10 protein-coding genes are annotated in these 15141 nt (G+C 68.7%); 2 read left to right on the plus strand and 8 right to left on the minus strand.

Annotation, left to right across the window (positions count from 1 at the left end):
• Positions 1–4: 4 nt before the first annotated feature.
• Together TA3x_RS24140 and TA3x_RS24145 are read right to left on the minus strand one after the other, a co-directional pair.
• Positions 5–2935: a DUF1553 domain-containing protein gene (locus TA3x_RS24140; protein WP_435017231.1), complete on the minus strand. Its 2931-nt coding sequence runs from the start codon at positions 2933–2935 to the stop codon at positions 5–7.
• 165 nt (positions 2936–3100) lie between these two features.
• The gene (locus TA3x_RS24145) at positions 3101–4276 is read right to left on the minus strand and encodes a hypothetical protein (protein WP_435017232.1); all 1176 of its coding nucleotides are present in this window, start codon (positions 4274–4276) and stop codon (positions 3101–3103) included.
• Positions 4277–4504: 228 nt separating this feature from the next.
• On the opposite strand from TA3x_RS24145, the gene TA3x_RS24150 reads away from it, so the two are divergent.
• Positions 4505–4726, plus strand: a complete 222-nt coding sequence (locus tag TA3x_RS24150) for a Flp family type IVb pilin (protein ID WP_435017233.1) — start codon at positions 4505–4507, stop codon at positions 4724–4726.
• A gap of 61 nt (positions 4727–4787) precedes the next feature.
• Here TA3x_RS24150 and TA3x_RS24155 read toward each other — a convergent pair whose 3' ends face one another.
• A complete protein-coding gene (locus TA3x_RS24155) occupies positions 4788–5621 on the minus strand; it encodes a hypothetical protein (protein ID WP_435017234.1) in 834 nt (277 codons plus the stop codon).
• Positions 5622–5815: 194 nt separating this feature from the next.
• On the minus strand, positions 5816–6742 hold the full coding sequence (locus TA3x_RS24160) for a dihydrodipicolinate synthase family protein (RefSeq protein ID WP_435017235.1): 927 nt from the start codon (positions 6740–6742) through the stop codon (positions 5816–5818).
• 397 nt (positions 6743–7139) lie between these two features.
• On the opposite strand from TA3x_RS24160, the gene TA3x_RS24165 reads away from it, so the two are divergent.
• Complete coding sequence (locus TA3x_RS24165) at positions 7140–7367, plus strand: hypothetical protein (RefSeq protein WP_435017236.1); 228 nt, start codon at positions 7140–7142, stop codon at positions 7365–7367.
• A gap of 76 nt (positions 7368–7443) precedes the next feature.
• On the opposite strand, the gene TA3x_RS24170 is transcribed toward TA3x_RS24165, so the two are convergent.
• The 4 genes from TA3x_RS24170 to mutM form a co-directional block, all read right to left on the minus strand.
• Positions 7444–9210, minus strand: coding sequence for a hypothetical protein (locus tag TA3x_RS24170; RefSeq protein WP_435017237.1), 1767 nt, complete (start codon positions 9208–9210; stop codon positions 7444–7446).
• 124 nt (positions 9211–9334) lie between these two features.
• On the minus strand, positions 9335–11968 hold the full coding sequence (locus tag TA3x_RS24175) for a PVC-type heme-binding CxxCH protein (protein WP_435017238.1): 2634 nt from the start codon (positions 11966–11968) through the stop codon (positions 9335–9337).
• A 225-nt stretch (positions 11969–12193) separates the two neighbouring features.
• The gene (locus TA3x_RS24180; protein ID WP_435017239.1) at positions 12194–14074 is read right to left on the minus strand and encodes an ATP-binding protein; all 1881 of its coding nucleotides are present in this window, start codon (positions 14072–14074) and stop codon (positions 12194–12196) included.
• Between the two features lie 133 nt (positions 14075–14207).
• The gene (gene mutM / locus TA3x_RS24185; RefSeq protein ID WP_435017240.1) at positions 14208–15071 is read right to left on the minus strand and encodes a DNA-formamidopyrimidine glycosylase; all 864 of its coding nucleotides are present in this window, start codon (positions 15069–15071) and stop codon (positions 14208–14210) included.
• Positions 15072–15141 lie beyond the last annotated feature (70 nt).

The raw sequence follows: 15141 nt of genomic DNA on the forward strand, positions 1-15141 counted from the left end.
GCCCTCAATCGACGAAGACGAATTCATTGAGGTTCAGGATCACGCGGCAGGCGTTGGCCAGCCCGTGCTGCCGGGTATGGTCGCCGAGCGCATCGCGTTCCTCGGGCGTGGGCGCCCGGCCGATCGCCCGCATGAAGGCACCGGCGACCTGCGAGGCGGGGTCGCCCTCCGCTTCGAAGGCCTTCGCCATGTGCCGGGCGCTCGCGAGCATGAGACCGTTGTTGTAGAGCGCCAGGGCCTGGAGCGGCGAGAGGGTCTCGTTCCGCCGGTCGACCTGCATCGAGGGGTCGGCGCAGTCGAGCGCCGCCATGAACGGCTGGGGGCGGGACCGGGCCAGGAAGCGATAGATCGACCGCCGCCGCGAGGCCGGGTCGTCCGGGTCGTGCGCGCGGTATTCATAGTGGGGCGAATGTTCCGGGCGCTCGATCGCGAAGTCGCGGAACGGCGGGCCGTACATCGTCCGGTCGAGCGTCCCGGCGGCGACGAGCGTCGCGTCGCGGATCGACTCGGCGTCGAGCTTCCTCCGATTCATCCGCCAGAGGAGAAGATTCTCGGCGTCGATCGCGGCGGACGCCGGGTCGTCGGCCGAGGATTGCCGGTAGGCCTCGCTGGTGACGATCCGCCGATGCAGGACCTTGAGCGACTGACCTCCGTCGCGGAAGTCGGCCGCCAGCCAGTCGAGCAGTTCGGGGTGGGTCGGCGGGCTGCCCATCCGACCCAGGTCGTTGGGGGTGGCCGCCAGGGCCCGGCCGAAGTGGTACTGCCAGACGCGGTTGACGATCGACCGCCAGGTCAGCGGATTCTTCGGATCGATCAGCCATCGGGCGAGCGCGGCCCGCCGGGCCGACTCGGGGTGCCCCTCCGGAAAGTCGAACTCGCCGGGGCATTCCGCCGAGACGGCCGGGACGCCGGGTGCGACCTCCGGGCCGGGGTCATCGACGTTGCCGCGGCGGAGCCGGTGGATCGGCCGGGGCCGGCCGCCGTCGGCCCCGGTGCCCCGGAAGTTGCCGGTCCCGGTGTGGATCGTCCCGGCATAGACCAGGCCCGTCGGAGCGAACCGCTCCAGGTCGGCGGCGTTCGCGGCCAGTGCACCTTTCAGCTCCGCAAGTTCCCAGGACGCCCCGGGGCCGGCCGTCCGGCCGATCAGTTCGTCCCGCTCCGCCGCCAGTCGAACCGGATCATCCTTCGGCCCGGCCCGGCCTGGGGCGTATCCGTCGGTCAAGTTGGCCGAACGCCATCGGGGGGGCGCCTCGATCGAGTTGGAAGACGCCACCGGCGAGCCGGCCGCGAGGTTCTTGCCGGAGGCGTTTATGACTTCCAGCTCGGCCATCGCGAGGTGGTAATCCCCCTGGCGCAAGGCCAGGCGTGTGGCCGTGAGCCGGACGTATCGGGCCGTGGCGACGGCTTCGATGGCCTGGGGCGTGATGCCCGGATTCGGGACGTCGGCATCGGTCCGATCGACGAGGACGGAGACCTCGGCGCGGAACTCGGGGTCGTCGGACGCCTCGATCCGGTATCGGGGCGGGAAGCCGAACCCGGCGCCAATCCCGTTGAAGTCGTCGTGCGCCCCCCAGAGGACGACCCGGTCGATCCGGGACGGCGCCCCGAGGTCGACCTGCACCCACTCGGTCGCGTCCGGAGTCGGGGACAGCCGGCCATGATAGCCGAACTCGGGCCGGGCTTGTGCCGGGGCGTTGGCGGCGGCGATCCTCCGGTCGAGTTCGGCCAGCGCCGACCCGCCGGCGGCCCGGATCCGCTCCTCGACCGCCTTCTTCCGCCGTTCGAGAACCTTGCGTCCTTCGGTCAGGGCGGCGTGCTTCCGGCCCGCCTCGGGATCGTCGTGATAAGGGCGATCGGCCCGATCGATCGCGGCGAAGATCGCCTGGAGTCGGTAGTACTCCTCCTGGCGGATCGGGTCGAACTTGTGGTCGTGGCAGCGGGCGCACTGGACGGTCAGGCTCGTGAACGTGTTCAGGGCGTTCGCGACCATGTCGTCGCGATCCAGGTGCCTGGCCACCTTGCCGTCCAGCTTCGTCTCCGGGACCTCGGCGTGGCCGATCAAGTCCCACGGCCCCGCCGCGATGAAGCCGAGGGCCGTGATCCCGTCGGCGGTCCCCGGATAGAGCCGATCCCCGGCCACCTGCTCGGCGACGAATTGGCCGTAAGGCTTGTCCCCATTCAGCGATCGGATCACATAGTCGCGATAGGGCCAGGCGTTCGGCCGGGGCTGGTCCTTGTCGTAGCCGTGCGAGTCGCCGTAATGGACCACGTCCAGCCAGTGCCGCGCCCAACGCTCGCCGTGATGGGGCGAGGCGAGCAGCCGGTCGACCAACCGCTCGTAGGCGTCGGGGGCCGGGTCGGCCGCGAAGGCCTCGATCTCGGCCGGCGAGGGGGGCAGGCCGATCAGATCGAAGGAAAGGCGGCGGATCAGTGTCCGACGGTCGGCCATGGGCGAGGGCCGGAGCCCTCGCGCCCGGAGGCCGGATCGGATGAAGGCATCGATCGGGTTCGACGCGCCCATGTCAGGCACCGCGGGCCGGCGCAGGGGGCGGAGCGACCACCAATCGCGCGGGTCGTCGCCCGCGGCATCGCCCCCGGGCCATTCCGCGCCCTGGTCGATCCAGGTTCGGAGGAGGCCAACCTCATCCGGGGTCAGCCGCTCCCCGGTCGGGGGCATGATCCGGTCGGGTTCCAGGCCCGACGCCAGCCGGACGACCGGGCTGTCGGCCCCCCGACCGGGCAAAATCGCGGCATCCTCTCCCCCGCCCAGGGCCGAGGCCTTCCGGTCGAGCCGAAGGCCCCCCTTCTGCTTGCCCGGCCCGTGGCAACCCAGGCACGATCGGGCCAGGATCGGCCGAACGTCGCGATCGAACTCGATGTCGCCGCCGGCGCCCGCGGCGACGGCGGCCACGATCGCGATGAGGCCATGGAGCATGGGTCGATCTCTCGCCGGGCCGGATCAGGACATCTGGGTGCATGTTACCCCGACCCGGGCCACTCCGGCCAGGGAGGCCCAACGGCCCGGCGGGAGATCCCCGGCGGCACCGTCTCGCCGGGAGGCCGGGCGGGGAGGGGCCGCCCGGCCAGAGCGATCCGGCGGTCAGCCGACCTGGAAGTTGATCGGGGCCAGATTCAGCCGATCCCTGCGGCCGGTGAAAATGTTCGTGCCCGTGCCGCCATCGGCGCGGAGATCGAGGAGGGTCGTCGCATCCGCGACGACGAGCGTATCGTCGCCCGAGCCCATCCGCAGGTCGACCGGGCCATTCGTCGCCGAGGCGGCGGCGATGGTCACCAGGTCCGTCCCGGAACCGGCGTCGATGCCGGAGCGCCGCGAGCCGACCCGGCCGAACAGGCGGTCGAGGAACCCGCCGATCCCGCTGCGATCGCGGCCGGAGGACGGGCCTCCGATCGTCCCGTTCAGGGTCAAGGCGTCGTTGCCGGCGCCCAGCCGGACGATCGTCTTGCCGGCGACGCGGCCGTTGAGGGTCGCCGAGTCGTCCGCGTCACCCATGTCGAGCGTGAGATCCTCGCCGATCGAGGCCGAGATCGTCGCCGAGTCGTTGCCGGTTCCGAGCCTGGCCGTCAGGTCGCGGGCCAGGGCCGACGACCCGCCGACGGTCAGCGTGTCGACATCTCGCCCGCCGTAGACGAACACGTCGCGGTCCACCCGGCCATTCAACGCGAACGCGTTCGCCGCATTGAGCGCCCCGTTGAGCGACGCCCCGCGCAGGAGCACGCTCCCGGATCCGAGCGTGACCGCATTGACCGATGAGGTCGACAGGTTGCCCTGGAGGGTCGCGCCTTCGCCGACGTCCAGCGAGTCGCCGCGGCCATCGCCGCCCCCGACGCTCGTCGAGCCGGCGACGGTGATCGCGCCCGCGGACCCGCCGATCCTCACCGTGTCGGCCCCCACGCCGGCCGAGATGGTCAGGTTGCGGACGATCCGTCCGTTGCCGACGTCGATCATGTCGTCCCCGCCCCGCGCGACGATGGTCAGGCCTCGGGGCGTGGACCGGCCGCCGAGATCGACCGCCACCGTGTCAGTCCCCTCACCCAGCGAGACGCTGACATCGCGCGTCACTCCGGAGTACCGCCCGACCAGCGTGCCGCCGTCCTGGACTTCGAAGGTCCGGGCGTCCACCTGGGTGATCCTCAGGTTGGAGCCGGCCGAGTCGCCGGCGATCATCAGGGTACCCCGGACGACGCTCGCCGAGGCCGCCAGGCATCGCCTCACTTCGAGCCCTTCCGCATCGGGCCTCATCTCGCGACGGCGCATCGATCCATCCTCCGGGCCACCCGCCGAGCGCCGGCGGTGTCTGTGATCAGTTCACAGACATGGTATTCCTCGGATGGGTCGGGAAGCAAGCGACGCCGGTGCGGCAATGACCGGCCGGGCCCGCGCGTCGGCCTGGGTTCGTCCGGGACGGTTCGGCAGGGCGTCCGAGGCGGTCCCAAAGGGATGCGAAAATGTCGAATCGAAGGGGACATCCCCGAAATGTGAGCTATGTTTCATCAGGACGCAACGGCCCTTCCGCAAGTCCCATCGAGCCCACCCACCATGATCCGGGATCTTGCATCGAGCCTGCGGCATGGCGAGCAAGGGGCCACGACCGTCGAACATGGGTTGATTATTGCCCTGATCGCCCTGGCCGCGATCACGGTCGGCGCCGGCCTCTCCTCGGCCGTCCAGGACAAATTCAACCAGATGATCTCGTCATTCAGATGACGGTCGGCCGGCGCGTCTCCGGCGGCCGCCAGGGCCATGATCATCCTCCCCCACATCGAAGTCACTGGCCGCCGGGGCGGCCGATCGAACTGGCTTCGATCAGGGCGGGCTTCACGCCCGGGTCGGACTGGGCCAGGGCGCGGCCTTCCGAGCCGACCCGGTGCCAGGAACGCCAGGCTCGGTCGAGTTCGTGGACGTTGGCCAGCCCGTAGTGGGCCCGGGCCGACGCATCCCAGCCGGCCTTCTCGCCGTCGCGGACGAACTTGAGGAAGCGGGGACGCCCCCCCATCTCGATCAGGAACCGCGAGATCGAATAGCCCTGGCCGTAAAAACCCATGAGGTCGCTGGGGTACTCCTCGACCACGAACAGGCGGTCGAGCGGAAGGTTGCCCCGGCGGCGCATCAGGTCGTCGACGATGTTGTCGTGGCGACGATGCTCGCGGCCATCCTCGCTCAGCAGCGAGGCCCCTTCGTCGGCCCAGCGGGGCATCGGGCCGCCGAAGAACGCGGCGAAGATCGTGTGGGTCACCTCGTGCGGGAGCGACGAGGCCAGGATGCGGTCGAGGCGGCCCTCGACGCTCATCGTCTGATCGGTGACCTTGCCCCGGTGGAAGCCGAACGAGGTGAGGCCGCCGGCCTCTCCGCCGGTGATCTTGACCTGGATCGGACAGGGGGCCGGCCAGGCGGGGAGTTCCTGGCCGAGCCAGGCGCGGGCGATCGAGACCCGGCATGCCTCGGCATGTTCGGCGACCTGCCGGGCCTGCTCGGAGGTGGGGGCCTCGACGATGAAGTTCCGGGTGCGGTGCGAGGCCCCCGCGAGGGCGGGGAGCAGGGCGACGGCGACGAGTGACGCGGCCAGACGACCACGCGCGGGCGTGCAATGGCGAGCTTCCATGCTCGACGCTCCTCCATGACTTCGTTGTCAGGTCGCGGGCGAGTCCGGGCCGGCGTCGGCTCGGGCTGATCTCGGTCGGTGAGTCGGGGGGTTCCGGCCGGGTCGTTTCCTTGACCCGGGCCGGTTCGACGGGGACTCTAGCACAACCCAGCCGGGCTGTCCCCCCGAATTCCGGTCGATCGGCCGGAAAAGATTCAAGTCCGGGCCAGCTCGGTATCGGGGCGGACGCCCACGGCGTCGACGATCGCGGCAACTCGTGCCGAAGCGTCGGCGTCCAGCGACCGGAGCGGGGCGGGCAGCATCCGGTCGAACAGCCCCCGGTGACGGCAAAAAGCCTCGACGACCGCGAACAACGGCCCGTTGCCGAAGGCCTGGGCCAGCCTCGTCAGCTGCGTCTGGAGCCGGAAGGCCCGCTCGGCGTCGTCGGCCCGGACGGCATCCCAGATCGCCACGCACAGCTCGGGGAACGGGTTGCCCATCGCCGAAACGAACCCATCGGCCCCGACCTGGGCCGAGAGGGCCATCTGGTCGTAGGCGTGGAGGTAGCTGAACCCGACCTGGCGGCGTTCTTCCACCGGCCAGTCGAGCGTCCGGGTGAAGCCGGGATCGCCATCCTTGCAGCCGACGATCCTCGGGTGTTGGGCCACCTGGCGGAGCTGGGCGAGGGTGAGCCGATTGACCACCCAGGGGGCATTGTAGATGACCAGCGGTTTGGAAAGGCCGTCGGCCAGCGCGGTGAAGTAGTCGATAACCTCGGCCGGAGTCATCGAGAAGAACCAGGGCGGGAGCGCCGTGTAATAGTCGTAAGGGAGGTCGTCGAACATCGCGGCGCGGGCCAGGGTCTTCTTCGTCCCCTGGTCGGAGACGTTGAGCACCAGGGGCACGCGGCCCCCGGACGCCTCCGCAACGGTCTCCGCCACGATCCTCTGCGACGCGTCGGGCAGGAGGTCGAACCGGCCCGTCGTCCCCAGCGCCCAGAGGCCATGCACGCCGGCGCCGAGCACGAACTCGACCAGCCTGGCGAGGGCCGCGGCATCGACCGACTCATCCGGCCGGAGGGGGGTGGCCAGGGGAGGCACGACGCCGTGAAGGTGCGGGAGTTCCGGGGAATTCGCGACCATGAGCGGGGAATCTCCGATCGAGGCTGGGTCAGTCGTGGGCGAGGGTCCACGCCCGGGGAGCGTCCAGTATCGTCGCCCATCGACGGCCATGCAAGCCGCCGACCGGACGGGTCCGAAGGGGCAGAATCACTATCAGACAACCGTCTGAGAAAATTTTCCGCGCGATCAGGCCGATTTTGGCTGATGCTCCGCTCGTCCTGCGGCCGATCCCTACTTGTGACGACCTCGGGGAGTCAAGGAACCCGGAACGAAGAAGCTGTGGGCCGCCCCGATCGGTCCTGGAACATTCGGTGGATCGTCGCCCTCGTACGAGGCGATGGCCCTGCGAACCATCAAGCCCGTGGCCTGGCTCCGACGCCGAGGTTTGCCGCGGGACCGCACGGAGGAGGATTACCCTATGGCCACCGCCCGCTTGCGCGTCTTCCAGCCCGACAGTCAGCCCGCCGAGGAACTGTCCGAGCCGTCGGTCCCGATCCGACTGGCCGAGCTGTATCCCCTGCTCGCCCAGGCCCAGCGCGACAACTACCAGTGGCTCCGCGACTTCGAGGACGAAGACCTCTTGGTCAGCCGCGACCTGTTCGAGGTCGTCCGGGCCTTCTCCGACATGCGCCGGCCCTCGGCCTGAGATCGGCCGAACCGCCGCGACGAGATCGAGCCGCCCGCGTCCCTTCATCGGGACGCCGGGCGGTGCTCGTTTGCGCTCACTTCCCGCCGACGATCGCGAATTCGGCCGACGAGCCGGGCGGCTTGACGACCTCGACTTTCAGGGTATCCGCCTTACGGGCGACAGTATCGACGGCCAGCAACAGCTCATTCTTGCCGACCTTCAGCATGACGGGATCCGGCCGGGCCGGGTCGAATCCGTCTCCGTTGAGCCTGGCCGTGATCCCCTCGGCCGAGTTCAACCGAATCGCCACGGGGCCCGACGATGAAGCTGTGATCTCGGCCAAGACCATGACCTTCGGAGACTTCACCTCGGCCACGACCTCCGCCAGAGGCAGATCGCCGTTCGCCCTCGAATACGCCGGCTTCGTGTGATTTTCCGGCCCGAGCTCGGTGCTGGTGATCGTCGTCGCCGAACCCTGGTTGAATGGGATGTGGAGGTCCCCATCGCCCACCCGCCAGCGGTGCACCGTGGGGGTGGCGTTGACCGCGTAAGGGCCGGGCTTGCCGAGATCCGCCAGGAACCGGACGAGGTCGACGAACTCGGCGCGGGTCAGGAGGTTGGCCAGCCCCTTGGGCATGAGCGAGCCGCCGACCTTGGATTCCTCGACCGACGCGGCCGGGATGGTGCGGACCTCGGCGGTCGCGTCCTTGAGGACGATCTTGTCGTCGTCCTTCTCGACCACGATCCCCTGGTAGACGCGGCCGTCGTCGGTCAGGACCATCAGCGTCTCATAGACCTCCTTGATGGCCAGGTCGGGCAGGAGGATCGAGTTGACCAGGTAGTCGACCGGCGAGCTGACGCCCACGGCGCTAAGGTCGGGGCCGACGCCGCCGCCCGCCGATCCGATCGAGTGGCACTTCATGCAGTTCAGCTCGGCGCGGCGGAAGATCGCCTCGCCCCGGGCCGGGTCGCCGAGCTTGGCCACGTCGGCGACAAGCTTCTCCATCTCGGCCGGTTCCAACGGCTTGCTCTCGGCCTCGATGCCCGCCGCCTTGCTGAGCGACGCGACGAGCGCCTCGTCGGCGTGGCCGATCGCGTACAGTGCGCGGAGGCCCAGTTTGGCGGCGTCGGCCCCGGGCGGCTTGCGATCGAGGGCCGCCGCCAGGATCTCGGGGCCGCCCTTGAGGTCCACGAACGCCGAGAGCACCGGCGACAGGTCCTGCCCGGGCTTCGCCGCCACGATCATCGCCGCGGCGCGCTCCGAGGCGGCCGCCGCGTCGAGCCTCGCCAGGGCCGCCACCGCCCGGCCGGCCACCACGGGATCGGCTTCGTCGGTCGCCGCGACGATCGCGGCCTGATTCTCGGGGCCGCCCAGCGAGGCCAGGCAGTCGAGCGCGGCCGAACGATCCGCCGTGCCCGCCTTCGGATCGGCGACGATCGCCCGCACGGCCGCCGCCGCCGACTCGACCTTCCAGGCCCCGACCAGCCGTAGCGCGGCGAGCTTGGTCTTCTCCCCGGGCTTCGCGGGCTCGGCGAGGAGTTTCGCCACGTCGCCGAGATCGCCGGCCGGCTTGAGCTTGCGCTGATTCGCCGCATCGGCCAGCACGTCCAGAACCTGGAACCGGATGGCCTCCGGGAAGCCATCCGGCATGACGACGCGGCGGAACAGGTAGTCGAGGTCGATCACCCCGCCCCGCTGGCCGATGCCCTTAATGGCCACGCCCAGGCGATCGGCGGGCAACTTGCCGCTCTTGAGCAGGCGGACATAAGGGCTATCGGGGGGGGCGTCGTCCTGGCCACGGGCATTCGGGAGGGCGGACAGCGCGATCACGCAGGCCAGCAGGACGCGCGGGGGACTCATCGGGGAAGGCCTCATGGATATCCTCGGTGCGGTTCGATGAGGGCGGATCGGCAGGGGAACGGCACGAGGCCGCCCGGCGATCCGGGCGGCCTCGGGGTGGGGTTATCGGCGGCGGACGTTGCGGTTACTTCGCCTTCTCGAAGGCCTTGATCCGAGCGTCGAGGGTCTTGTTGGTCTCCCCCAACGTGTACTCCAGGTAGTAGTCGGACGGCATGAGCAGCGACTCCATCGCCACTTCCTGGGCGGGGGCCGCGTCGGCGCCGTCGAAAAAGCTCAGGGCGCGGATCGCCTCCAGGCGGACCCGGGGATGGTCGTCGGCGATCTGCTTGCGGAACAGCTCCAGGGGCTTTTCCACCCGGTCGCGCCAGTAGCCCAGGACGCGGGTTGCCGCGGCGCGGGCGCGGGGCTCGGGGCAGGTCAGCACCGTCTTGAGCAGGGCCGGGTCGACCTCGTCGAGGCTCTGGTGCAGCCACAGGGCTTCGAGCATGCAGTGCCAGTAGTCGGCGTCCCCCTTGGACAGGCCGGCGGTCCACTTGTCGAGGGCGGCCAGGACATCCTTGGGCGGGTGTTCGCGGAGTTCGCGGCGGGCGCGGTAGCGGGTCCGGTCTTCGTAGCTCCTGAGCAGGTCGAGCAGTTCGGGCACCGTGGCGCCGGCGATCTTGGCCTTCTCGACCAGGGGCCGCTTGGTGTAGTGGACCCGCCAGATCCGGCCGTGCTCGACGTCGCGGTTCGGGTCGCGGAGCGAGTGCTGCATGTGCCCGACCAGCGGGTTGAACCAGTCGACCAGGTAGAGGGCGCCATCGGGGCCGAATTCGAGGTCGACCGGGCGGAAGTTCTCGTCGGTCGAGGTCAGCAAGGGCTCGACCGGGTCGGCGTGGAAGCCCGAGCCGTCCTCCTTGACCCGGTAGCGTAGGACCCCGTGGAAGGTGATGACGTTGTTCAGGAGGTAATCCCCCTGGGTGTCATCCGGGAAGTTCCGGCTGGAGACGAGCTCGCAGCCCGACGTGGGGCGGAACTGCTTCTCCAGGAACTGCTTCATGTTGCCGTGCTTGCGGGGATAGTCGACCTGCCCGGAGAACGCGGTCCCGTAGTAGTTCGCCCCGCCCGAGGCGTCGGCGACGAAATTCTGGCCCCACTTGTCGAAGTACTGGCCCCAGGGGTTGGCGAACGGGTAGGACACGAAGACGTCAAACTTCAGCGTCTTCGGCTCGAACCGGAAGATCCCGGCATCGGCCAGGCGCTTCGGCCCGTAGGGGGTCTCGACCTGGGTGCGGTGGAACACCCCTTCGTTCCAGTAGAGCGCCCCGCCCGGATCCCAGGTGAAGGCGTGGAGGGCATGGTGTGAGTCGCCCGAGTCGAACCCGCTCATGATCAGGGTTTTGACGTCGGCCTTGTCGTCGCCGTCGGTGTCCTTCATGAAGAACAGGTTGGGCTGCTGGGCGACGTAGGCCCCTCCGTCGCCGAGTTCGATCCCGGTCGGGACGTGGAGGCCGTCGGCGAAGACGGTCTGCTTGTCGGCCTTTCCGTCGCCGTCGGTGTCTTCCAGGATCAGGACCTTGTCATTCACCGGGCGGCCGGGCAGGTACATCGGATACGACGCCATGGTCGTGACCCAGAGCCGGCCCTTGGCGTCGAAGGTCATCTGCACCGGCTTCTTGAGGTCGGGGAACTGCTCCTCCGACGCGAACAGGTTGACCTCGTAGCCTTCGGGCAGCTTGAAGGTCTTCCGCGAGTCCTCGGGGCTGGTGAACGCGGCGGGCCGGGGCTTGTTGGTCTGGACCCGGACCAGTTCGCCGGTGTTGGAGTCATCGATGGCTTCCGGGACGGCCTCGCCATTGGCCACGGCCCAGACGCGGGCTTCGCGGTTCTCGACCATCTTGCGGAGCTTGGCGAACTCGGCCGGGAAGTTCACGATCCCGAACGGGGCCTTGCGCCCGCCGTAGATGTAGCAGCCGTTGATCGCGCGATAGTCATAGAAGAACTGGAGGTTCTTCTCCAGGATCTCGGCCTTGAGCCTGGCGAGGTCCGCCTTGACGGTCGCCGGACGCGGGCCGAACAGGGCCTCGTCGAGGACTTTCGCCACGGCGGCGTCGCCGGCCTCGTTGAGGTGGATGCCGTTGATCGTGAGCGGGGCCTTGGCCTCCGCCATCAGCTTCATGGACGGGCCGAAGAGGTCGACGTAGACGAAGCCCTTCTCCTTGGCGATCTCGGCCATCGCGTCGGCGTAGAGCTTGATGTTCTCGTTGTTCTGCTTGCCGTCGGTGATGTGCGGGTTGCCGAGATTCTCGTGGGCGATCGGCGACAGCAGGACCAGCCGGGGGGCGGCGTTGCCGTCGTACTTGGTGGTCGTCGTCTCGTCGACGAACTTGGTGAGATCCTTCTTGAACTTGTCGAGCCCCTGGGGACCCTTGAAGGACTCGTTGAACCCGAACGCAGCCACTACCACGCTCGGTTTCTCGTCCTTCAAGGTGTGGCCGTGGTCCTCGAAGCCGGCGGAGCGGGGCCGCAGGGTCAGCTCGTCGGCCGACCAGCCGAGGTCGTGGACGACCAGCTTGAGTTCCGGGAACCGCGATTGGAGCAGGGTTTCCCAGTTGCCGAAGTACTGCATCCGCTCGGCCAGGGTATTGCCGATCAGGATCATCCGATCGCCCTGCTTGAGTTCCAGCTTCGGGGCGTCGGCGGCGTGCGCCGGGGCGGCGACGGCCAGGGCCGACGAAATGGCCAGGGCGGCCCAGCTTGCGAATCTCGCCCTCATCATCAGTAACCCTCGGCGGACAATGGGTGTAGGCTCGTCGATGAGCGGACCGGCCTGGCCCTCCCGGGCCATCGGGCAGCAGGATCGGTGGGATCGGGCCGCGAGGCACGACCGGGCGGGCAGGGAAGCGAAATCGAGATCAGGACCGCGGATGGCTGTCCATGCTACCGGGTTGCAGGCCGAATGCAATTCCTCGACCCAGCGCGCGGCGGAATTGGCCCGGCCGAATCAAGGGAGGGGATCGCTGCTGAGCTTGCGATAGGCCGCCGGGGATTCCGGGGCGATCAGGTTCAGGTTCGACAGCGCGGCGCGGGCCTCGACGCGGCGGGCCTTGGTCAGGTCGATCCGCTCGTCGCTGAGGTTGACCTCGAACTTGCGATTGCCGGGCAATTGCAAGGGGACGCGGACCGTGAAGGTGCTCCCCTGCCCCGGCCGGCTTTCCAGGTGGACGTCGCCGCCGAGCAGCTTGCTCAGCTCGCGGACGATCGACAGCCCGAGGCCGGTCCCCTGGTGCTCGCGGGTCAGCACCCCTTCGTTCTGGCCGGGGTGGCCCGCCTGGCGGAACTTCTCGAAGATCGTCTCCCGATCCTCCTCGGCGATCCCGATCCCGGTATCGGCCACGGACAGGACCAGCGTCCGCCCCTCGGCGTGGGCGCGGAGCGAGACCCGGCCCCCGTCCGGGGTGAACTTGATGGCGTTGCTCAGGAGGTTGTAGATGATCTGGCGGATCTTGCCGGGGTCTTGCCGCATCAGCGGGATGGCCTCGTCGAGCCGGCATTCCAGGTCGATGTTCTTGCGGTCGGCGATTGGCCTCGCCAGCGCCGTGAGCGACTCGCAAACGTCGCGGATCGAGAAGTCCTCGGTGCGGACCTCCATCTTCCCGCTCTCGATCTTGGCGAGGTCGAGGATGTCGTTGATCATCCCCAGGAGCATCTTGCCCGAGGTCTGGATGTTGGCCGCGTACCGCTTCTGGCGGTCGTTGAGCTGGTCGCTGCCGGACAGCACCTCGCTGAACCCGATGATCGAGTTCAGGGGGGTCCGCAGCTCGTGACTCATCGTGGCCAGGAAGTCGCTCTTGAGCCGGTTCATCTCGAACAGGGCCAGGTTCGCCTGCGCCAGCTCGTCCACCTTGCGGTCGAGGTCGTGGTTGACGTCGCGCAGCTCCTGCTGCATCGAGACGAGGTTGTGGAGCATCCGGTTGAACGCGTGCGACAGCTCCTCGAACTCGTCCCCGGTCTGGATCTGGGCCCGGATGTTGAGCCGGCCGGCGGCGATCGCGTCGGACACGTCCCGCAGGTGCTTGACCGGCTTGACGATCACGTATCGGACGATCGTCCAGGAGGCGGCCATCGCCGCGATCGCCGTGACCAGGGCGATCGCGATCAGGATGGCCCGATTCTGGTTGATGTCTTTATAAATCTTGTTCATCGGCACCTTGATCACCACGGCGCAGGCGAAGTCGCCGGGCTTCAGGTCGACCCACTTCCCATTGGGGAGTTGCCGCATCCCGTGATCAACGTGGCATCGCAGGCAGTCGGGGGTGAACAGGACCGCCTGGATGTAGCGATACTGCTGCTCGCCGACGATCGGTTCCGAGACCTCCATCGAGGTGCCGTCGGCGAAGGTGAAATCCTTGTTGGGCGGGGGCGGCTTGTTGGCGTTGCGTTCGGCCGCCTCGATGAACCTGGCCAGGACTTCGGCCTCGCGCGCATCCATCGGGTCGGGCGGCTTGTCGCCCTCCCTGGCCGGCCCGTTCGCCTTCGGCTTCCCGCTGGCGGTCAGGATATAGCCGTCGGATCGGGACGTTTGATTCTGCCTGGACAGGCTCTCGTCCTTCCGCTTCGACAGGCTCTCGTCGAGCAGGTCGAACATCATGGCCGTCTCGGGCAGGACGAACTTCTCCCCCTTCGTGTGCATCCCCTTGATCGTCGGGTCGACCAGGATGCGGGCGTTTTGCGTGGCCTGATTGATGACCAACGCCTCGGTCTTCCGGCCGTACCAGGTGAAGCTCATCGATACCAGGACGAGGATGCCGCCCCCGAAGATGAATCGGCACTTCCGCTCCAGGCTGGTCTCGCCCAGCAGGTGCTTGAAGGTGCGGTACGACATCGGTGGACGATCCCCCCGCCTCAGCACGCCCGATCCATGCCCCGACGCCGTCGTCGCGGGCCTCCGCCTCGTCCTGCCACCCTAACCGAAGCCTTTCGATCCGGCCAGACGAGACGGCTCGGGCCGGGGCCGATCAACCCTTCGGCCGCCTCGCCCGCTTCGGGGCGATGCTTTGACAGGTCGGACAATAGTGGGTCGGCCGGCCAATCAGCCCGGCGATTTTGGTCTTGAGGATCGGGCCTTCGCAGCCCGGGCAGGGTTGGCCCCCCCGCCCATACATGGCGTTGATCGCCAGGAATCCCCCCTCCAGGCCCAGCACGGTGCGGTAGCCGGCGTCGAAGCTCGACCCCTCGGCCTCGATCGCCTTGTGGAGGATGATGCCGATCGCCTCGTGCAAGCGGGTGATCTCGGCAGGCTTCAAACCGGATGCCGGGCGCTCGGGGTGGATCCGGGAATGGAACAGGGTCTCGTCGGCGTAGATGTTGCCGATCCCGGCCAGGACCTTCTGATCCATCAGGGTCGGCTTGATCCCACGAGAGGTGCGGGCCAGCCGCACGGCGAGGTCGTCGCGGGTGATCTCCAGGGCGTCGGGGCCGTGGGAACGGGCGAACGCGGATTCGGCCGCGGACTCGTCCGGGAACCAGGCCACCTTGCCCAGGCGGCGCGCGTCGCAGAACCAGATGGACGTGACGCCCTTCTCCACGCCGAACGACACGCGGATGTGTTCGGGTCGGGGCGGATCCAGGAGCCAAAATCCTCCCGTCATCCGGGGCTGGATGACGATAATCCCCCGGTCACCGCCCAGCTCGATGACGACCCATTTGCCACGCCGGCCGATGCGATGCACCGTGGACCCGCCCACCCGGCGTTCGAACTCCTCCGCCGTCGCCCCTTGAAGCAGATGCGCGTCGTGGACCCGGGCGTGGGCGATCGATCGGCCTTCCAGGGCCGGCCGAAGTCCCCGCACCATCGTCTCGACCTCGGGCAGTTCGGGCATGGTTCGACCTCTCGTGATTCCTCGATGATGAGGCCGATTGTAGACGAAGGGGTCGGGATGCCACAAAGTT

Origin of the sequence: Tundrisphaera macrotermitis, assembly GCF_051175315.1 — a bacterium.
In the GTDB taxonomy this organism is placed as follows: Bacteria; Planctomycetota; Planctomycetia; order Isosphaerales; family Isosphaeraceae; genus Tundrisphaera.